At 36.5% G+C, this 21,365-nt stretch carries 19 protein-coding genes; 2 read left to right on the plus strand and 17 right to left on the minus strand.

Annotation, left to right across the window (positions count from 1 at the left end; all coding sequences use genetic code 11):
- Window positions 1–786: 786 nt before the first annotated feature.
- Entirely contained in the window at window positions 787–1,206 is a 420-nt protein-coding gene (locus tag IE867_RS12505; protein ID WP_225630059.1) for a hypothetical protein, read from the minus strand.
- Between the two features lie 44 nt (window positions 1,207–1,250).
- The gene (locus tag IE867_RS12510; protein ID WP_192485050.1) at window positions 1,251–1,802 is read right to left on the minus strand and encodes a hypothetical protein; all 552 of its coding nucleotides are present in this window, start codon (window positions 1,800–1,802) and stop codon (window positions 1,251–1,253) included.
- Between the two features lie 224 nt (window positions 1,803–2,026).
- On the opposite strand from IE867_RS12510, the gene IE867_RS12515 reads away from it, so the two are divergent.
- Both IE867_RS12515 and IE867_RS12520 read left to right on the plus strand, forming a co-directional pair.
- On the plus strand, window positions 2,027–3,151 hold the full coding sequence (locus tag IE867_RS12515; protein ID WP_192485051.1) for a hypothetical protein: 1,125 nt from the start codon (window positions 2,027–2,029) through the stop codon (window positions 3,149–3,151).
- Window positions 3,152–3,180: 29 nt separating this feature from the next.
- Window positions 3,181–4,353, plus strand: a complete 1,173-nt coding sequence (locus IE867_RS12520; RefSeq protein WP_192485052.1) for a hypothetical protein — start codon at window positions 3,181–3,183, stop codon at window positions 4,351–4,353.
- Window positions 4,354–4,441: 88 nt separating this feature from the next.
- Here the strand turns inward: IE867_RS12520 and IE867_RS12525 are convergent, their stop codons facing one another.
- From IE867_RS12525 to IE867_RS12595, 15 genes are all read right to left on the minus strand, one after another.
- Window positions 4,442–4,747, minus strand: a complete 306-nt coding sequence (locus tag IE867_RS12525; protein ID WP_192485053.1) for a nucleotidyltransferase domain-containing protein — start codon at window positions 4,745–4,747, stop codon at window positions 4,442–4,444.
- A complete protein-coding gene (locus tag IE867_RS15035; RefSeq protein ID WP_203249934.1) occupies window positions 4,731–5,066 on the minus strand; it encodes a nucleotidyltransferase substrate binding protein in 336 nt (111 codons plus the stop codon). Before IE867_RS15035 ends, IE867_RS12525 begins: the two co-directional genes overlap by 17 nt.
- 217 nt (window positions 5,067–5,283) lie before the next feature.
- Window positions 5,284–5,466: a hypothetical protein gene (locus IE867_RS12535; protein ID WP_192485054.1), complete on the minus strand. Its 183-nt coding sequence runs from the start codon at window positions 5,464–5,466 to the stop codon at window positions 5,284–5,286.
- A 311-nt stretch (window positions 5,467–5,777) separates the two neighbouring features.
- Window positions 5,778–8,513: a hypothetical protein gene (locus tag IE867_RS12540; protein WP_192485055.1), complete on the minus strand. Its 2,736-nt coding sequence runs from the start codon at window positions 8,511–8,513 to the stop codon at window positions 5,778–5,780.
- Between the two features lie 196 nt (window positions 8,514–8,709).
- On the minus strand, window positions 8,710–9,279 hold the full coding sequence (locus IE867_RS12545; RefSeq protein ID WP_192485056.1) for a hypothetical protein: 570 nt from the start codon (window positions 9,277–9,279) through the stop codon (window positions 8,710–8,712).
- Window positions 9,276–10,364 (minus strand): secretion/conjugation apparatus DotM-related subunit, encoded by a 1,089-nt coding sequence (locus IE867_RS12550; RefSeq protein WP_192485057.1) that lies wholly within the window; start codon window positions 10,362–10,364, stop codon window positions 9,276–9,278. Before IE867_RS12550 ends, IE867_RS12545 begins: the two co-directional genes overlap by 4 nt.
- Before the next feature lie 3 nt (window positions 10,365–10,367).
- Entirely contained in the window at window positions 10,368–10,766 is a 399-nt protein-coding gene (locus tag IE867_RS12555) for a hypothetical protein (RefSeq protein WP_192485058.1), read from the minus strand.
- Entirely contained in the window at window positions 10,766–13,213 is a 2,448-nt protein-coding gene (locus IE867_RS12560) for a type IV secretory system conjugative DNA transfer family protein (protein WP_192485059.1), read from the minus strand. The genes IE867_RS12555 and IE867_RS12560 overlap by 1 nt, the downstream gene beginning before the upstream one ends.
- Window positions 13,213–13,461: an IcmT/TraK family protein gene (gene icmT / locus IE867_RS12565; RefSeq protein WP_192485060.1), complete on the minus strand. Its 249-nt coding sequence runs from the start codon at window positions 13,459–13,461 to the stop codon at window positions 13,213–13,215. Before icmT ends, IE867_RS12560 begins: the two co-directional genes overlap by 1 nt.
- Before the next feature lie 4 nt (window positions 13,462–13,465).
- The gene (locus tag IE867_RS12570) at window positions 13,466–14,575 is read right to left on the minus strand and encodes an ATPase, T2SS/T4P/T4SS family (protein ID WP_192485061.1); all 1,110 of its coding nucleotides are present in this window, start codon (window positions 14,573–14,575) and stop codon (window positions 13,466–13,468) included.
- A gap of 50 nt (window positions 14,576–14,625) precedes the next feature.
- The gene (locus IE867_RS12575) at window positions 14,626–15,369 is read right to left on the minus strand and encodes a type IV secretory system conjugative DNA transfer family protein (protein ID WP_192485062.1); all 744 of its coding nucleotides are present in this window, start codon (window positions 15,367–15,369) and stop codon (window positions 14,626–14,628) included.
- Entirely contained in the window at window positions 15,370–15,849 is a 480-nt protein-coding gene (locus IE867_RS12580; RefSeq protein ID WP_192485063.1) for a DotD/TraH family lipoprotein, read from the minus strand.
- Between the two features lie 453 nt (window positions 15,850–16,302).
- On the minus strand, window positions 16,303–16,854 hold the full coding sequence (locus IE867_RS12585) for a hypothetical protein (RefSeq protein ID WP_192485064.1): 552 nt from the start codon (window positions 16,852–16,854) through the stop codon (window positions 16,303–16,305).
- A 196-nt stretch (window positions 16,855–17,050) separates the two neighbouring features.
- Window positions 17,051–18,823 carry a hypothetical protein gene (locus tag IE867_RS12590; RefSeq protein WP_192485065.1) on the minus strand — a complete coding sequence of 591 codons (1,773 nt, stop codon included), beginning with the start codon at window positions 18,821–18,823 and terminating at the stop codon, window positions 17,051–17,053.
- Between the two features lie 510 nt (window positions 18,824–19,333).
- Window positions 19,334–21,365 (minus strand): coiled-coil domain-containing protein (locus tag IE867_RS12595; protein WP_192485066.1); only part of this gene is annotated, 2,032 nt, incomplete at its 5' end.

Consider the following 21,365-nt stretch of genomic DNA (forward strand, 5'->3'; position numbering starts at 1 on the left):
ATGTTTGCCTGACATAATTTTTGTTATCTTGTGAATGATATTTAACTATGCTGGTTACCATATTTCATTTACTCAAAACCGGCAAAGATAAATGTCGCCGACCGGCAAAGATAATTGTCGTTCAATAGGTAGTAAGTAGCAAACCAAAAATAAGTTGCATTTTTAAATCTTGACTCCCGCCTTCACGGGAGTGACGAGGCCATCATTGCCGCGAAAGCAGCAATCTATAGTGCAAGTTAAGTTTGAACCGTTACTAAATAATCCTACAAAGATCAGAGTTCTGCCTTAACCAAACCCATTAACTTAAAGCTAAGGGATTGAATTTCATTTTTTTACAGAGAGATATTTCAACCAATCTTTAAAGCTACAGCCAAATTTTTTAGTATCTAGCTGAAACAACCAAAAGTGATATTTAAACGCCAAGCTAAGCAAAACAAATAAAACGCTAAACCCCAATAAAAATGAATACCAATTAACATACAACAGCAAATAAATACTGTAACAGAGCATTACCAAAGCGCATAGCATATAAAATAACACTCGCTTACGTAATTGGTTACGCTTCTTTATAAGATGTTTAGCTGATATATTATATTTTAAAATGTATTCACTATAACTTATTTGCGCATCATTACCATGCTTGCGAAATATCCCTTTAAGCACCTCCCAGATAAAACAACTTTGCCTCTTAATTGCATTAACTTGAGCTGCTCGTGATAAGTTTGTGAGCATTTTTTTAAATTTCATAAAAACCTTTTTGGCTATAGTTTGAGCGGTATATAGCTACTACACAGGGTTAGTAACTACTGTTTTGTCCACCGTGTCACTAATCGTAAAAGCCTGCTGTGAATCAACATTACCTGCACCAGTCATCAAAGTACTCTGTACCATTTGCACGGCAGGAATTAAGCAAATGAGTAAAACACCAATTAATAAACTCCCTGAACCATTCTTTAAATGCTCAGCTTGAGCCCCTTGCGAGGTATGGTGTTTGCGAAAAAGCTGCAGTCCATGGAATACAAACCACATACCAACCACTGTTGCAACAACCTGCAAAAAGTATTCAATTTGATAAATTTCAGCGATCACATTTCTTGTCCATCCAGTAAAGCCATTTGCTGAATATCCTTCTACGGCATAAGCAGCACCTAAGCTCGAACATAAGATGGCTAATCCGGTGATTATTTTCATTGTACGTTTCATCATTTATTACTCCTATCTATTTTTTATATTTAACGTTATTATATTTTTTAATTCACAATGCCTAGAAACTGAAAAACAGAAATAGCATTAACACCGACAATACCAGCAATTAAGTGTGCAATGCATCGCCCTAAGCCCTCTTGCTGGCCATCTCCTGTACGAATTAACAAAATTAATGCCCGGCTAATAGAAATAACCCCCACAACCGTTAAGGCTAAAAATGCTGCATCTTTAGTCGTCAAATAGCTTTGCACTTCTGGAATATTTGCAGAATAAAACAGTATTGAATTTTGAAAACTCGACATTTGCTCATCTGCAAAAAATGTTTGGTTTAGCATCTCAACAAAAGGAATAAAAGAAACCAACATCGCGCCTGATAAAAAGTGAAAACTCGTGGATACAGGTGAAACATAATGCATCATCTGCATGCCTGCACTATGTCTTCTTAAACGAATCATCGCCTTAAATAGTATGCAAAAGCCTATAAATGCCACAACCGCCGCTAATAACCAACTACCACCTGAAATCAAATCTGTTAGCGAAAATTTTATTGGCAATGGGACTGTAGAGACCTCATTAAGCAACTCATGACTATCCATTATTTTAAGAACCTACTTATCTTAGTTCACTCTATATCTTCGATTGTACAAAGAGAATTGACCGTAAGGTATATCAATTTTCTTTATTTTTTTATATAGCAACTCATATGGTTCAGCCTATAGAATTTCAACAATAAATGAGGTGAACTATAAATATTTCACCATTGAGCATGTATCTATTTAAATAGTCAATCCAAGTAAAGATAAAGTAAGGAGATCAAAACATGCCAGTTACACCATATATCGATAAAAACACTAGTAAATCCCAACTTAGAAGCGTACTTAGGAAATTTTCAGAAAAAGAAAAATATGCACTAGGTCAAGGTTCAATTGAGCGTTTTGTTCTGGAAGCCCATAAGCCACGCATACTAGATAAACTTGCTGCTAATGGTAAATACCATACCCCCATTGGAGAAAATAGCTATTGCATTAACTGGAAGCAACTCATTAATGATAACGCATCCATTTCAAATCAGGCTCAACCTGCAGCTGATGAAGGTATTGGCGTAGAGATAAACACCGATGAACTTTATCAGCTAGAGAAAATCACCAATAAGCCACAGCTAACTAAGGTTGAAGAAATCACCCTGCATACTGAGTTCCAAAAACGTCAAAATGAACTGAGCGCCAATGGCCATAACGATCATACACTAAGTGATTTTGCATACCATTTTACAAAGGATGATGAAGGTCGTATTACAGAAATTAATATTTTGCATAACCAAAAAACATTTTCATATACTGGCAAGGAGCTACTTAAAAAATTAAACGAGCAAAGCGATGCCTCAGATAAAGATTCAAAGCAAAAGGATATTATTTTAAATCACCACTTTAACGCAAACCCTACTAGTAACAGCACAACAAATAACCGCTATTCAGTTGATGGAAAAAATTATTATATAGCCTCCGTACAAGAAAAGAACGGGAACATGCTGACAACCGCGTACAATAAGTCACCGTTTGGAACAAGCCATACCATTCAAATAAAGGAGGCAGATAACCGCGTAGCCTTCACTCTTGAAGCGACTAAAGACGGCGTAATTAAAACGCCAAAAATGTCACCAAACAGTGAAGGCAAATACGATGATGTGCCGGAAGCTTTAATACACGCAATTTTATTAAAAGCAAAAGCAAATAATGGTAAGGTTAAGCTCAGAGGTTATAATGATGCCGCGATAGCCGCAATCCACAAAAGGCTTACAGAATCAGGACATAAAAATATTCAACTCTCTACTGACACCAGAGCGGGGCAATTCTTAACTTGGTTAGCAAAACCTAAAGAGCCAACTTATCTCAACCTGAACCTACGACAGCAAAGTGAATCGCCAAGCCCAGCGCCTCATCAATGAAACCCAACACAATAATTCGGTTAATACATATGCAAAAACTCAGCTTAATACACCCTAAATTAAAATTCATCCTATGTACTACACTTACACTTTCAAGCTTACTATCAAGCAAAATCGCTTCAGCAACAGCAGGGGACAATGGCTCACAATATTTCTACACATGCATTTATTTACCCATGGGGGCAAATATTGACAGCGCAACAATAACAACCAAAATAACAGATAGCCAAGATGGATCAATTAGTGGTTCAAAGTTCCGAAATTGCTCTTCATCTTTACCTAAAGAATGTCCCATAGGCGATAAGACTGACTTAAAAACTGATAAAGGAGCAGAAAATAAAGACTACATAGCCTACATGTTTTTAGATAATTATGAAAGTGAGCCTATACTTGAAAGTGGTTACCTATCATGCACTTTTTCTGGCTATTATGATATTGATGGCAAGGCTATTGCTAAACCTAAATCTTATTTCGATTTTAGCTACACAATCTACCCAACAGAAAATGGCCAGCCAACTACACAAGATATTAAGATCAAATTTGATTCAGACGGCGGTTCAACTACCCTGTCAGCAACAGGTGGCTCAGGGTTAACAACTGGTCAATTTTTTGCATGGCGTCAGACGCACAATAACAATGATATGGAAAAATATGGCAATGAAGGCTATATTATTAAACCCACACAAGACTTCTCAGCAGGAAAAGTTGCTGCTGATGGCAACATTATTAGCCTATCTACTGAAGGTTTTCATGACAGCGTAAAAGATGGTAATAACACACTTATTATTTATGCACCATACGGGCTGTATACATCCACAATTAAGAGTATAGGTCTAGGAAAAACAACCATTAGCTATAGTAGCGTTCAAAACGGAACATATACAGAGTCTTTTATTAAAGACGCAAAGTATATTACTGAACAGCCTGGCGCTAACTCATACAAATTCAGCTTCAATAAATCAACCGGTTACGCTAAGTTAGACACTAGAGATACAGGAGGCGAATCCTCAGCATCAGACCCAATGACCGATCACGGCCCTCTGACACACTATATATCAACATACAAACCTGAAGGTGCTGATAGCTATGTTAATCGATATGTTTTTTTATGTTCACAGACTAGTGCCACTGAACCGGCATGTCCATGGCTTGCCCAAGATAAAAAACAACATAGTCAAAGCCGTGTGTTAGATCCTTTTTGACTAACCTAAGTGTAAGCATTGTAAGGCGCCCAGAATCCAGTTAGGTGATTTGCTCATAATGCATCCCTTCAAGAAGAAGGAACCCGAATTACTGACTAGTTGCTACCTCATACTTTTTTAGGATATTCTCTTGAAAACTACTAGGTATTCTGCCCCAATCAAGTATCTGTACAATTATTGGAATATTTGATTGGGAAATATTTTTTTTAAATTCAATAAACTCATCACAGGGCAAAGCCTGTAAATTATGTGCACGAATAACTAAATCCAGATCACTAGTATCATGAGAACTCCCATCAACTCTGCTACCATAGAACCATATTTCATGAGGCGTTTTAATATATTTTTTTGCTAGTGATATAATAATATTTTTTTCTTTATCCCTGAGATTCATTATTAATTACCATAATTAGTTTGTTTACATCTTCTATAAATAACGGAATTAAAGGTATTGTATGCTCTGCTAAATCAAAACCATAATCATGGGCTGTTATATTCCGATTATCGCGATAATTTAACCATCTTTCAACTTCTTCTATATTTAATAATCCATGTTGGCCAGCATACCTAAAAATATCTTTAAATACAAGTCGATCTACCGCCTTCTTGGAGTGAAAATAGGGCAGTAAAATTTTTTTTAAAAGCTTTCCTGATTGTTCTAGTATTATTTCAAACTCTTTAATGACAGCAGAACGATATAAATCATACTCTATGCTTTCTTAATCACTTGCAATCAATAGCCTATAAGCTTCTTCTAGGGTTATATTGCAACGATTTAAAAATGTTGTATCAATCATGCTTTATGGTATTAAATTTAATGGTGATACACTATAGCATCAATAAAATTATAGCTCAATCCTGATAGTAGTAATTACAGGATAAATACACCTACCTAGTCGCATTGAAATAGGTGATCGTGTTAACATTGCATTAATTACAATCGAAATCATTATTTGAATCATTGCTTGGAATGTCATTATGCTGCGCTAGAGCAAAATACGGATTCTCTTTATTGACACAGTTATTATCATTTATAACCGCATTAATTAATCTACTAAACTCTTCTGAATTAAGACGAACCATTTCTTGATCACTTGCACTTCTAAATTTCATAAATAACCTTAAATTTTATATCATTTTTACAACGTAACGGCTCAAAATCAACTTGCATTATAGATTGCCGACTATGCGACAATGAAGATATCGTCACTCCCGCGAAGGCGGGGGTTCAAATTTTAAAACGCAACTTATTTTTGATTTGTTACAAAATAAATTCCACCAAATATAATATAACAAGATAAACACATTAAATACATATCAATAAATATCGATTTTTTAATATACCCTTCACAAATGTCATTTTACTAACTGAAGTTACGCACTTTATTTATATTGGCGATGACTTTTGTCCAAAGCCCAATCAATTAAAGTCCGCAGTAGACAGGACCTCCCCTATCTCCACCGTGTACGCAGCCTTCTCTTAATTCTTCATATTGACTATTATCATCACTTTTCTTAAGATGTGACTGAGGAGTATTTAATTTTGATTTACCATGATGCGAGACAAGGCCAAGGTCATCCGAACATACTCTATCAACTTTATACTTCCGTATCCTGTCTTTTAAACATTTAAACACACTGCGATTGTCATATTGCAATAAATCCTCTTCTGTTCGACCTGCAGCTTGTGTTTTGATATTGACAGCATTCTGATATATCGCTTTATTGTCTTTGTTACTACTAGGGTTAATTCCAACACCCTCACAACCTGTTGCTAGTTTATAGTAAGACGAACTTGAGTCAATCAGACTGTCATCTGCTAATTTTTTATCTAGATATTTTAAGCACCAGCCTCGAATGCCACCAACAGTGAACCCACCTAAAGTAGCCAGTGAAAAGCCAAGCAGTGTAAGCGTAATAGCAGGAACAATACCTGCACTGAGAACACCCATAGCAACGCCAGCGACGGTCCCGCCTACAACCAATGCGCTCGTTCCGGCGATGACACCATATTTAGCAGCCTTTGAGGTAGATAGATGGTCTTGATAATGCTTTTTATAGTAAGGCTGGAAGCATTCGTAGGCTGTTAGAAAGTTTTGTGCACTTGTGTTTGTTTTAAGCTCCTCTATTTGATCTTGGGTAAGATCTTCAAAATTTTTGGGCAGGTTGCTACCATTTCCGCCATTATTGCCTAAATTATTCTTAATTTGTTGATAAGCTTTTTGCATTTCTTTACGGCTTACCATTTCTAATTTATGCAGTAGTCCATCAGCGACTTTTTTGGTGAGTTTGTATTGTTTAAGAAGTTCCTCTCTTTCTTTCTTATCAGAGATTAGTTGGTTTAATTGCTTATTTTTGATTAAACTTTCAATCGTTTGATTTGCTTGATGCAACGTCCATAAATTCTCAAACTCGAAATGGGATTTTTGATTACTTGCCAGCTCATGGTACTGACACGTGATTTGTGTTCTAGCTTGATTGAAGTCTAAAATATTCTTAATTTGAGTTTGCTTATTTTCATTCATTAGGTGCTCTGACTGTACAATAGATGCCACTAAATTTAATTGCACTATAGTAGACTGTGGATCATTTGTTGAGGATGCTTGGTCATTAAGCTGTTTAAGTAGATCCTTACTCTTGATGCCAGAATTGAATAAAACTGTTACTGTGTTTAGGCAAGCAAGCTTAAGTGAGTTATCCGTTTGATTTCTTATCAAGTCAGCCATAGATTGAGCAACATCGGTTTTTTTAGCAGCAAGCTGAAATGCTTCAACCCCTATTGCTTTAGCATCTCTATTTTCTAACTTAACTGCTGTTGTTATTTCTTCTAGGTGACCTATATGCTCAGGGTCATCAAGAGATTGTATTCTTTCAAGTGTATCGTTATAAAATTTATTTTTTTGAGTACTTCCATCAGATTCGGGGTATAGATCATTATATGCTGTGGTAAAAAACTCTTGAATAGCAATCTTTTGAGTGACGCGTGTTTTTCGTGCTTGTAGACTTTGCTCATCAAGGCGAAGTTCTTTTTTATATGCATTTTTTACTGCATCACTCAATGGTTCTTCAGGAAAAGTTTCATTATAATATTCAATCATCGCATTCATCAATGCCGTTGCTTCTTGAGCTTCCAAATCTGGAGAGCATTGACCTCTATTATCGTAATGCCAGTCATTTCTGCCTCCAGTAATACCTATTAGATATTTCTGATCGGCGTCTATTTGTTTTGTTTCTATTGCTGTGGATAGTGTTTTTAAAGCTATTGCTTCAAAGTTCATTAACCCTCTAATATTATGGTTAATTGCGTGTAATCTCTCAAGCGCAAGTTTGTCTTGGCCTGATAGAGCCTGATACTCCTCATGAGTGAGGGCACCATTTCGAGTGTCCCACTTAGCTTTTTGTTGTTTATCTTTGAGTGATTGAATATAGTCAATATTTAACTCAACATTTGATAAATCTCTTGCGCTTTCATAGTATCCCTGCCCTGGTTTTTCTGCTAAATAGACATCAAATATTCTCTTGTATTTATTAGCGCATGTATCGATTATTGTTTTAGTAAAAAAAAGCCCTCCGGTCTTTTCTCCTGGGAAGAATATGGGATCGCTGGCATGAAGAATATTATCAGGATGCCGTAAAGCATCTTTAATAAATGCTTCTTTTTCAGCATTATTGTTAAAAGCTTGCTTGTTATAAAGCTCTTGAAAGCAAGTAAGAAATTTTTCTTGCTTATTTTGTTGCATATTAAAGATTTGTTGCAAATCATCTTTTGAAATATTTAGATTATCCTTAGCAATTAGGGCGATAAAGTCTGCAAGATTTGGTCGGTCACAGACTTGTAAAATCGCCTCTTGTGATGTATCAGACAAACGGTATAAACTTAACTTTGATTTCTCTAGATAGTTAATTGCATAGGCAAGATTGATCTCATTTTTATCTGAAGGAAGAAGTTTTTCTTTTAATAATTGATCTGCAGATTCATGGGGGCCGCTAGAGGAAGACACCATAGCCTGAGTATAAAGATGCTCACCTAGTTGATATTTTTGAGCTGTTTCATAGGCTTGCACAAGTCCTGCTTTCTCATCACCAGAAAGTGCATGAGTATTAGCATATTCGTTAATATTATTTTCAAAAGTATTAGCAGTAGCAGGTTCGGCAGGCATGATATTCTCTTAATAGTTGTAATGATCTATATTTATCGTAGATGTATATGATGAGTGATTTGAATTTCAATGTATATTTCAAAATTTCCAGAATTTTTAATATATACCACTTATGAATCATTTTGCGGTATTGGTAGTAAATAAGCTTTTGATGTAGTGACTCCACTAGCGTTATGATTAACAAGCGGTATATATATCATGTTAGTAACCTCTCTAAAGAGGTCAAACTAGGTAGCCAGCGACTTTTTTTTAAAAGGCTGTTATGCGCATTAACCCTAGACGCATACTCAACATATAAGCCTGGATTGCTAAGCTCAAACCCAGCTACTTCATTTAATGTCTGTGCATAACAATCAAATGAGGCATATAATTTTTTCAGCTCAAAGCGATCTTCTTTATTCTTATAACGAAGGTATAAAGCGTGTAATATTTGGTTTAATTGAGCTTGGCTCAAATCATCAAGAAAAATCATTTTATCACCGGCATCATAATTCATGGGATAATAATCAAGCAGTTGTGTCCGAGTACATAACGGGCAGCTAACAGCAAAATTTCGCTGATGATTATTTTTATAATCGCCATCAATATTAATAATCGATAAATTTTTCTGATCATCATTCGTATATCCGCAGTATTGACAATAAGGCGAATGCTGTAAACATTTATGACTTACTTTTTTAAATAGCTTGGAGGACTCTCTAAGCTTATAGGCATGATAATTACCTGCATGAGCAACTAATTTTAGTGGAATAAGTTTAATTTTCATCGATTAAAACCTTCTAATTCCTTAAGCTCTTCTGACACCTTTTGCAGTGACTCTACACATGACTCAATCATTGGATAATGAATGGCATGATTCACTTTTGTTTCATAATACGCATGTGTATTTGCAGCAGCTGCCTCTACGAACACGGCCTTTCTACCAACATTATTAAGCGCATACCACAATAGCCTATCTTTCTGCTTAAGCCATAAAAAGGCTGAGCATGATATAACACCTTTTGTTTTGGCATGCTGATATAGTCCAATAAAAACTGTAGGTAAATAAGCATGGCGATTAACTGTAGCAATCACCGCATCTGTATATACAAATTGGCTTAAGTCCTGTAGACAAGTCATTAATTGCTTTTTCTTGATACTGGGCTTACTTGCATAAAACTGACAGGCCAAAGAAAGTAATTTTTCACTCTCTTTGGGTTTGTCATTGATGATACAACATAAAGCAACATAGATAATTTTCTGCTCACAGCTTAGCCTATCAAACCCATCCCAACACTCACCCAACTGCGAATTCATTAGGTTATATGCTTTGTGAGTATTAAAATTACCCGTTACTGGATCGAGTAATTTATATTGCGCAACATAGGCTCTAGGGGCAATTGCCATCGACCACTGGCTTTTATCTAAATCCATTTTTGAAATATTCACATCTTCAATGACTTTTAAATGTGCATATTGATTTTTCATATGCTGCTGAATGCTTGCACGCGAATGCTTTTGCTTAAACTTCGCCTGTGGATGACGCAGATATAACAAAACTGATAGCACGACTGACAAAATAAAACATGGCCATCTTATTGCTAAACCAACATCTAAAGCAATATACTTCAAATCCTCTAGCGTAACATGATTAACATCAACTTGATCTATCCATTTAATGAGCACGCTATAGCGATTATCTATTAATGTAATTAGCTTCAGCTCAAACAACTTGATACTAAATAACGCATCAACTATTGCCGTGTTAAATAAATAAAATAAGATGGCAAATAGTATTAAGCCTAATGCAACAACGTAAAAAACACCAAGTTCAGACCCTGATGCACCCTGATCTTGTGATGCGCTTGACATAAACTACTCCTTTGACTCTTCTACTTTATTCACACTATGCATATACTGTGAATTAATCTCTGCGTCAAACAATGCTTCTAAAACAATATCTTCACCGCTAAAGTCATCCTGCCAAGATATCATCTGATCGCATAACATTAATAGCAAGAAGCTTAAACGCTCTTTTGATTCATTTAACTGCACCCTTTTACCGAGTAAAGCATTCTTGTCAGCAAAATAATTCACACTAATTCCTCTGCCATTAAAAATATATTTAACTCGCTGATCCAATCTTGCAAGCATATATGGCAAAATACCATTATATGCAAATACCTCTGGCAGACTTTTTTGCTGTGAATGTAGAGTAAACTTAAAGTTATTTATCTCAGCAAATTCCGCTAACACCGCTGTTATATCTAGCACTACTGGTCTCCTTTAAGTGATAACGAATGGTTTAATTCATCAATATGGTTAAGTAAAGCAGTCGCCTTATCTTTTTTGTTAACCTGCTGCGGCCATGATATATATTTAGATAAAAACTCCGCAAAATGTGTGCAGTTGTCCGTTACTTGAGATTCAGCTTCATTATTAATAACAGATTGAACACGCTCATACTCCCGTAAGCGACCCATATCAATCAATTGCTCTGCAAACTCACAGGTGACAACATCATAAAACTTGCTATCCAAACGCTCATAAAGTGGTATGTGCATAAATAAAATATTTAACGCTTTGACCTGCTCATCCGTTGAGACTAACCCACCGGCATCAGCAGATACAAAGGCTTCCGCTTGGGCTTGTGATACGGGTTCTGTTGCTAACACATTATCTGCTTCATTAAGGTTTTCCCCACTAGCATCATCATCACTGCTATTAGCCAAATAACTATCAATACAATCAACAAAATAAGGCGTAAAATTTTCTAGATTGCTCTTGTGCATTTTTACCGCTTCAATACAGGACTTTATAAAATCACCATGTAACTTTTGATAGCTGTGTTGATGCTTTAACTTCGTTTTCATGACCAAAGAACGTTTTAACTCATTAATAAATACTTTCTTAGGCGGTATCACTTTCAGAAACTGATTAATACGCAAGCAATCCACATTAGTTGGATTGGCATAAAACATATTAGCACGAATAATTTGGGATTTAAAAAATATATGTCCCTCTCCTTCACGCTGATCTTTCAGATCCATCAAGTCAATTCGCGCTCTTTTTTCTATGGTTGCTTCTTTTGTATCACGATAACCAATCTTTCCACCATCATTCCCCAAATTATAACTCTTAGCTACTGACACATAAGCCTCACCTGCAGTTTTATTAAAGAAGTCCCAAGTCTCGGTTGGATCTTCCAATTTCATTGCAATTTTAATGTTAGTATTGGCAAAGATAGAAGCCGCCTCTTCTTTTGATGCTTTTTGAAATGCTGGCAAATCTTGACCTGCAAAAACAACAGAGAATCCAAGTGATCTAGCTTGTGCTGGAACCACAGCAAATCCAGGCACAGCATAATAACCATATTCATCCAAAATACATAAATAGGGAGTCTTGGATGTAGAAGGTTTAGATTCAATAACTTCTTTAAACTCTCCTTGAATACTACTTCCCAACCCTTCTGCCAACATACCCTTTAATGACGAGATTATAAGCTTACCCAAATTCGATAGCTCATCAGGGGATTTTTCAAGTGCCGGTAATAATACGATTAAAATTCGGCGATTTAATACAACATCTGCAAAATTAACCTCAGCAATAGAAGTACGCATAATATGCGCATAAACATCGGCAAGTGAGCCAAAAACGCGCGTTAATTGCATGACCACATAGCCATGCTGCTCATACGTTTTATCACTTTGTTTGCCTACATTTTTTCGCTGATACCCGGGTAACGTCGCTAAGAAATTATACATAGGCTCGGTAATCGTCTGAGGAATATTTTCGTTAATTTCAATAATCTCTCCATTGTGATCAACCGCCTTTTGATTCTCCATCAGCTCTTCTAATACATCCAGCACAAAATAACGCCTGATTAAAGAAGCATCTAATAGCAAATAATCCTCATCACGCAAATAGACCAACAGGCGCATTAAAGCTTCAATAAAGGATATGGCACGCCCTTTCCACATATCACCCTCTCCACCTTGGGCAGAGGCTCCACCACCTGCAGAATCAAGCAGGCTGACAACTAACTGTGATAACATACTTGAAGAGCCTGTGCTAAAAGGGTTTAAGGTATTAGATAATACATCTTCCTGTACGCCAACAATATCTTGTGCTCCAGTCATGTAATTAACAACCAAGACATCATCTTCTCGCCCCATCGATCTAATCATTGAGAAAAGCTTTGCATATAGCGTATTGTCCCCTTTACCATCGACATAAATAAACCCACTACCTTGTATCAATGCATTATAGGCAATAGATATTAAGGCCTCAGTTTTACCACTACCTGTTGAGCCAAAAATAAGCGCATGTGTTCGCATATCAGTATTGTTAAACCACAGCTCCTCTTTGTTATTAACATCATTACCAAAATAGTAAATTCCATTTGCCTCATCTGCTTCATTACTCCCAGGTTTTGGGTTATTAGGATCTTTTGCCTTAGCATATATTGGCAGTTTAAATGCCAAGCGTGTTGGCTCAAAAAAGGCATACCAAAATAAAAATAAAACAATAATGAACAATAAATCAGCAAAAGATGGAAAAATCAAAGTACAAACAGATAAAATCAAAAGAAAGATACTGCCTGATAGGCGACTTTTGATGAAATCCTGAAAGCGTGACAGTAAAGATCGTGTATCCCTAACACTATCTGCCGGTTGTGTCTCCTGTGATTTAGCTAGCCCTCTAAAAATCTTTTGCGCCATTAGCGATTAATCCTTAACTTTTTATCTCCAGCAATAAACTCTCTTACTAAACGCAATAATATAATAAGGTCAATACCAAAACGCCGTAAAATCAACATTAAAATAATAACAAAAATAGCGGCTGTAAAGGTCCATAGTCTTGGATGAAAAAGCCACAGCACCACAGGAATAAATGCATAAGCGTCAATAAAAAACATTTTCGGTATTCGTGCTGAGTCACGCCAATGACTATGAGTATTATATTTCATAACTTCATTCCTCAATAAAACGTTTATAGGTTGATAATGAAATTTGACCTTTTAAATAGGCTTTTTTAGCTGACTGGGCAATACTCACCCCATGGCGTTCAAGCAAATCCTTTAGTTTTAACCCCAACTCATCAGGTTTAACAGATAATAAAGCCTTACGTAATTCTGGCGTGAAAAGTAAATACTCACGCAAAGCGATTCTTTTGCCTTGCTCATTGGTTACCAGTGTTTGCCAGATAATAACGCGTATATTTTGCAACAAGTCGTAAAGCCGCCATGATTGCTCTTTATATGGAAATGCTATCAACATACGCTTTAAGGTATCCACCACACCATTACTATGCACTGTTGTATATACTGGGTGACCGGTTAATGCTGCCTCAATCACACTGGCAATCGTCTGTTTATCTCGGGATTCTCCAACAAAGATCAAATCAGGATTTCTTCTTAAGGCATTTCTAACACCCCTAGAAAAATCAGGCAAATGCCTAGGTATTTCAGTTTGTGAAACAATCGATGACTGCATAGCAATTTTCTCATCAAAAACATATTCAATAGGCGCTTCATACGTTAATACTTTCAAATGCTGTGCGGGATCTTCAACAAGGTTTCGAATCACTGAAGCTATTAGCGTACTCTTGCCTGCACCAGTTGAGCCGCTGACAATATATATACCTTGATCAATATGTAAACTTTGCAATAAACGCTCAGGTAAGCCCATTTCTTTAATCTTGGGTGGCAGGGTATTAATTTGCCTTAAACTAATTTGAACACCTTGCATATTTTGGCATAGACAACAGGTTAAATTAACGCGATACCTAAGCTGTATAGCTTGATCTGCAAACCTTATGACATAGCTAAAATCCAAATCATTCCCAGAGTAAACCATAGATTCAGCATTAGCACCATAAAGATAATTAGCAACAGCAATCACTTCTTGATGACTTAGCGCTCTTTTTGTACAATGATGTAGATTGCCATGCTGCTGCACAAATACAATACTTTGCGACTGAAAAGTGATATCTGATACCTGTTGTTGATAGCAAAAGAATAGCAGTGCATCAACATCACTTACGGTAAAGTAATGTGGTTCATTAGGGTAAAGCAGCTGCATCTCACACCCATTTGTAAAATAAAAAGAATAAAAAAAATAAAGAACCCATACTAGTTCCCCTCCAACTTGACAACAGGCTGCCATAATTGTGCGGTTGTTTGGAGCTTAGGCAATATTTGTAAATGCCATTTTTGGTTATGAATTGACAGTTTATTGCCATCCCCTTTAACGCTTTGCTGCGTAGTTTTAACATAGGGAGAGTTGATCATATTATTGGCTAATAGCTGCTTATACAACAACATACCATTAAAATCCCTAGTTAATCGACTGATATTCAGCTTAAAAATTGTATCTGCTTGCTGCATACCTAATCTCCAGCCCTTGCTAATATTTAACTGCCAAAGTTTTTGCTCAGCCTCATTCTTTGGCCACAATGTACGGTTTGGTAAATCATAATGCGTATAGTTCATCCACAAATAATCTCGCCAGGTTGGCGCTACCGTGACAAAGTGTGCCTGAGCATGTATTTTATAGACTTGGCCATTAATCGAAATAGATTGTTGAGAAGCATTGGTATTGACCTGATTTTTCACCTGCACTAAAACCGGAGGCAATACATGATAAGGCAATAATATTGCATTAAAGTTATAAACCTGATCCAAAGCTGCTTGCTGATCTTTAAGTATATGATTAATTCTTAATGAACCTTGCCTTAAGCCCTCTTGCGTTCCTAATTGTAACGCTGTATCAATGATTGCTTTATCACGAATATCTTCTTTTTGTGCTTGAGCGTAGATCTGAGAATCTGAGGATAAGCTCAACAGCTGGTTTAAGGTTAACGGTTGGTCAATCATTTACTTAACCTCTTTAGCATCAATGCTTTTATAACGGATAGATATAAGCTTTTGTTCAGGATAAATAAAAATATCCGCTTGTGTTTTTGCTTGAACTTGTAAATCGCGCAATAGATCAATAATCGATAACGATGCTGGAATATTACCATTGCCAACATTAACAATCACTGGAAATGCAGGGTTATAGCCATAGACTTGTAGTTTATAGTCAATTAAACCGGTAACTTGTTTTAACAAAGCATGTAGAGGACCATACCACATCGTGGTTATTTTCTTATCAAGTATCGCATCTTTGATGTCATCAAACGGCATGGCAGGCTTACCATACTTACTGTTTTCAACCAAATTCAAGCGCTGTATATTCATATTAATCGACTGCGCTGAGGCACTAATTTGCATCAAAACATTTTTATCCAAAGACTGATACTGAGGTGTAGTATCAACACTCACAGCAGGCTGGCTTGCGCAAGCATTTAACATAATGCCTCCCCCAACAATATAAGATAGCCTTAACCATTGAGTAAATATTTTTTTATTACATTTATATATTATTTGCCTGTTTAAACCCTTTATCATCAATTAGCATACCCCATACCAGCTTTTTAATAACCACAACTCATTTTAGAGCTCTCATATTCTTAATAAAATAAAAATAACTACTTTAAAAATTTAAGTTGGGTAAAGCATATCTATTTTAGCTAACTGGGCATATATCAATATTTATATTTTTTTTATATAGCTAATCAAAAATAAGTCGCGCTTTCATTTCGGACTCCCGCCTTCGCGGGAGTGACGATATCGTGATTGTCGACAGGGAAGCCGACAATCCATTTTGCCAGGATGGCAAGCACCAAAATCTGGCCATACAATGGTTTAACAAAAAATGGGGAGCTTTCAGTATCAGTCGTAAAGCACATTTCTCGGGCTTCACCCCTAAGGTTCTCTAGAGCAACTTGAATTCAACATTTCATATATCTGCAGATGAGAATATAAACTTCCAAAAACATTCAAAGGAGGACCATCAGTAGTAGAAGACTTTTTTAGGTCTTTTACACAAGGAAATAATTGCTGTGGCAATTCCTTAATAATACACTTCAGCAATGAAGAGAAAACAGGAATGTCTTTTTCAATCAATTTTTGCAGTAAGTGTGCAAGTTTTAACGAATATTTTTTTTCTGGATGATAGAATTTCATATACTGATCATATAGTTCAGTTAGCCAAGTCATAATCACTTTTGCTTGTGAGGGATTTAAAAGTATGCTTTCAATTGCCTTTAGATCTATTAGATGACATTCTCCAAGCCTAGTAATAACGTCATCCAGGCTTGCTTTGTCACTTAACCCTGTTGCCTTACAAAAGCCAGCATCCGCCAACAATATTTTTGCTATAGCGTTACGAGCATTAGACTCTTGTAACTCATCAGACCCTTCATAACTTTCATCAGTGATAGATGCTGATACATCACTTTCATCAGATAGACTCATAATTTCCTCTCTTTAATTTTCATTATCAAAATAGTAGTAAGCCACACCTACACCTATACCACTCGTGAATCATTTTGCGGTATTGGTAGTAAAGAAGCTTGTGGTGGTTTTGTTATAGCAAAAGCGCACATGATTCAAAGCTATAAATACTGTAAATGGTTTATGAGCGGTATAAGTTTGGTTCAAACAAAGCTGCTTATGAGCAACCTGCTTCTGCTTGCAATGACTGCTTAACAGTTGCTTCATAGTTTTTGGCCAAAGCTTCAAATGGCGATGTGGTTTGACTCTGTGATCCACTTCCTGGATTTTGTGCATTTGCTTCACTTCCAGCTGGCAATGCGGCTTGCGCCCCTGTTAAATCACTTCCTTGATTTTGTCTACTTGCTGCATCTTCAGCACGTTCATAAAAAGTTTTTTTCAGCCCTGTAGCTATCTCATTTTCCAGCGTTGACTTCGCATTTATAAATCCCTTAACACTATCATAACACCATTTAGCTACAAGCCCCGCTCCCACAATCACCACTCCTCCAGCTGCAGCTGCAGCCAACAAAGGAGCACTAAAAACAGCAGCTACAAGCATGGCCCCCGTCAATGCAACACCAACCATGCCAGCAAGTAAAGACGTTTTACTATCTACGCTATCTAACAAAGCATCTCTCATCGCAATAAAGCGCTGCGGGATAGCACCAAGAAATGATTTACATTCGACATGAGATTCTTCCAGTGATGTAAGCTCGCCGCTAAACTTTTTAATTCCATTACTTGCATCACTTTCTTTCGCTAAATCATGAATCTTTTTAATATGCTTGTGTTCTAGCAACTCAACACTTCCCGGAAAACTCATACCTGATTTTTGAGCTAGTTCACTCTTTACACCATCATACATGATATTAAACGCTTTAAGATCATATTCTTTATAACGCTGTAGTTGATGAGCAAGTTGCTGCTGAGCATCTGCTAGGATGGTATTAATATTTTTTTTGCTTTCTTTTGTAAGTGGGAGGTCCTTTGCTTTAAGTTGCTCCTGACATTGAGCGATCAAAGCCTGACAGTTTAGCATCTCATTAAAATCAAAAACCTCAGGACCTTTAGCCTCAGACATCTGTTCCTTATAAATATTAATCGAATAAATATTCTTAAGCAAGCTGTTAAAATTTTCATCAACAGAAAACAATCTGATTGCATTACGTGCTGTATTTGCAGACACGTACTTATGATGATCAGCAACTGTAATCATATCACTACCAGATAATTCTTCAATATTTTGCATACCATGATTAGAAATATTGTCTAATCTTACCAAAGCTTCAGCCACGCTAAGCAGTTCATTCTGAGTGAAATCTTTCTGTAAATCCATGGTTCTTCTAGCTTTTCCTAAAATATCTGCTAATGGATCAACCACCTGCTTTCTTACAATATCTGCAGCAATAGCATCAATAGCAGCAGGAGAAGTAGACGCAGAAGCAGGAGCAGGAGCAGACGCAGTAGCAGCAGAAGAAGCAACGCCTCTACTGACTAAACTTACATCAGAAGAAGAAGACGCAGTTGACCGACCTGTAACATCCAACTGACCACCTTTAGACCTAGTAGCTATTAAATCAACATCTAGATTACTAAGAGCATCTCTTATAGATTTAATTTCTAGATTTATAAACTGTTGAATCTCATCTCCTTTTGCTTTAGGCGTAAGTCGACTTCCCCTTACCTTTAATAATTCTTTTTCAGCAGCACTACGAAGACCCTCTAAAACCCTATTAGCAGCATTGACAAAAAGAACATGATCGTTACTTTCAATCACATGATCCCAGTCCAACTGTGAAGTTCCTTCTTGCTTATCTGATAATTCTGAGTAAAGCTGATTAAGTCTATATTCGCAATAGTAAGCTCTATGGTTACCAATTTTATATTCATCTATTACATATTCAAATTTTCCAGCTATTTCTTTTAACTTACTTAAATTTAAACTCATAACTTACCTCTTTTTATCTATATTTACACATCACATATGACCTTATTAAACAAAGCCACAAAGTTAGCTTGAACTATCGATTGCCGCCTTCGCGGCAATGACGATACCGTCGCTCCTGCTATAGCGGGAGCCCAAACCTAAAAATGCAACTTGTTTTTGATTCTTTACTAATCTTTAATCCGGTGTCATTTTAAGCTCAACACTTGCAGTTAAAGCAAAAACCATTTAACTCAGTTCATACTTCACTTTGCTACTACCACCACTTTGCCAAAAAATCCCCTAGTGATAAATACCAATAATTGACTCAAATTTTATATACACCACTCGTAAATCATTTTACGGGTTTTACCTGACCACTCAAGCGTATCTTGATAAGGGCTCTTGAGTGGTTCAGGCTTATGTCGAAGAAATTTGTGATGATTTTGACGCATTGAATTACATCGCCAGAGGCTTCAGGCGCTCATTTGCTATTGGTAAAATTCAATGTAGCAAAAGCGCACAATACTGCACCTATGATGCTAAAGCTTTTAATTCAGTGCTAACTTTTTGTAATTGTTCACTTTCAGCAAGTTTCATATAGCTACTCACAGATGTTTGAGTCTCAGCAGATAGATTTTTAAGCTCGGGATTATTAGTATGCTCCTCTATCACATGCTTTAATGCTTTCTCTGCTGCTATTTGCTCTTTCTTACTCTCGGCATTTATGCCCTTTTGGATTAACTGATAACAAAACTTAAATAATGTCGCCACACTGCTTTGAACAGGACCAAAACGCCCATTAAGCGCGCCTTGAAGACGCTTACCTTCTCCGGCTTTAAATGCACCTAACAGAGAATCAAAAATCATCAGACCACCCAGTGCTACAGCAATAGCTGCAAGCAAAGGGCAAACGAAAAAAAGCAGGACAGCAGATGCAACCAATGGTAATGCAAAACCCACCGTCATTACACCCATTACTAATTTCGTCTGACTTCTAAATTGCCTTGACTCCGCCTTAGCTGTTGATTGTATCACTGCCTTGTTAATTTCTTCTCCGGCTTCAAGCAATTGCTCTAATTGCATGCCTAAATTTTTATCCATTTTTTTAATTATAGGAATATGCTCATTTGTTACCTGATTAATTTTTGCTGGTAATGCTTGAGCGCTATTATCTGTCCACAGTCTTTTCAAGCATAGTTTTTCATATGTATCTTGCAAATGCGTATGTAGATACCAAATTGCTGCAGGCTGTTTTAAAAGATTTTGAAGGTAATCAGCAGTAGTTATGATTCTTTCTAATTCTAATTCATCATTGTTAGCAGACTCATTGGTAGATTTGTCAAGCCATTCATTGACTTTTTGATTTACTGGTACTGACTCTTGAGGTGGTTGGCTAGCGCCTACTAAATCTTGCTGAGCTGAGTTTTTCAGCTGCGCCATTGCAGATGATGATTCATTAGTAGTATCAATTGCGCAGACTAATTGACTTTCTGTATCATCAGAATCTGAATTAGTGGCTTCAGATTCATCAGATGATACTAAACTTCCAGCACTACTTCCTGAGCCTGATTGATCTTTTACATCAGCGCCATCCAATGACTTTTGAGGGTTAGTTACTTGCTCCTGCTTCTTAGAAGGAGCTTGCTCTTGTTGTGCCAGTTTTCCCCCATTAAGTTTATTTTGTTCTTGAGCTTGTCTTAGCTGCTTTTCTAATCCACCTATACTTATTTTAGCAGCGGAATAAGCACCAATTACAGTTTCTAGTTTTGCCTGTAAACTTTCCCGCTGTGTGTAGCTTTCTTGCAACTGTGCCGTTAATTCATTACTCTTTTTTTTAGCATTAGCTAAGTCTTTATCTTTTTTATTGCTAACATTATTGGCATCTTCAAGTTTCTTATTTAACTCTGCCATTTCTCCTTGAAGACTTGTTACTTGCTCATCAGCAGCATTCTTTTGCCCTGTAAGACTAACCTGTTCAGCCTCTTTCTCTTCAATCTGTTGTTTTAATTGTCTTATTTCTTCTTCAGATTGCTTTTTATTCACCTCTAATGCTGCTTTTTCAGCAGAAAGCTGGCTCTTTAATCTATTTACTTCCTCCTGAACTTGATTGTTCTTATCTTGTAAGCTTTTCTTTTCTTTCTTAATAGCACTCAAGCTGTTTTCAAGACTCTCATCAAAATTTTCTTTAAATTTAGCTAACTCTTCATCTTTTTTATTGCTAGCAGTATTGGCATCTTCAAGTTTCTTATTTAACTCTGCCATTTTTCCTTGAAGACTTGTTACTTGCTCATCAGCAGCATTCTTTTGCCCTGTAAGACTAACCTGTTCAGCCTCTTTCTCTTCAATCTGTTGTTTTAATTGTCTTATTTCTTCTTCAGATTGCTTTTTATTCACCTCTAATGCTGCTTTTTCAGCAGAAAGCTGGCTCTTTAATCTATTTACTTCCTCCTGAACTTGATTGTTCTTATCTTGTAAGCTTTTCTTTTCTTTCTTAATAGCACTCAAGCTGTTTTCAAGACTCTCATCAAAATTTTCTTTAAATTTAGCTAACTCTTCATCTTTT

Origin of the sequence: Cysteiniphilum marinum (assembly GCF_014857925.1) — a bacterium.
GTDB lineage: Bacteria > Pseudomonadota > Gammaproteobacteria > Francisellales > Francisellaceae > Caedibacter > Caedibacter marinus.